The organism is Corallococcus sp. AB038B (assembly GCF_003668955.1).
In the GTDB taxonomy this organism is placed as follows: Bacteria; Myxococcota; Myxococcia; order Myxococcales; family Myxococcaceae; genus Corallococcus; species Corallococcus exiguus.
In genome coordinates this window covers 1-423 of the sequence record NZ_RAWO01000175.1, presented here as the reverse complement: position 1 = coordinate 423, position 423 = coordinate 1, and the positions used below count along the sequence as shown (strand labels likewise).

The window sequence follows — 423 nt, the reverse complement described above, 5'->3', positions numbered from 1 at the left end:
CTCCCTTGCGGGCGACGACTTCACCGTAGACGCGGGTGCGGGGCCGCTCCACCAGCGTCAGCCCGCTGGCCGTCCAGCGCCCGTCCGCGCCCGCCGTCACGGTGCCGGTGACGATGTCTCCGGCCAGCAGCGGGTTGAGGTCGGGGGGAGGAATGAAGGCGGACAGCACCTCTTGCGTGCCGGGCGCCTGCACGGTGAGGAAGCCGAAGCCCCGGGGGTGAACGTCGATACGGCCGGTGACAGCGCGGGGAGAAACAGAAGTATCCATGGAACCGTGGGAGCGCGTCTTAGCCCAGGTCCACCGAGGGACGGGCAGGAGGGACGCGCGGAGTGTGAAGTGAAAGGGGGGCAGCTCCGGGGCCGACTCTCGTAAGGAGCCTGTGCTCGCCGGGGCGCGGAAACCTGAGATGAACGCCGGCCAGG

General features: G+C 70.2%; 1 pseudogene. It reads right to left on the bottom strand.

What is annotated here, in order from left to right:
• Positions 1–268: pseudogene (locus D7Y04_RS42915) on the bottom strand (ribonuclease R); the annotation flags it as partial.
• Positions 269–423: the final 155 nt, after the last annotated feature.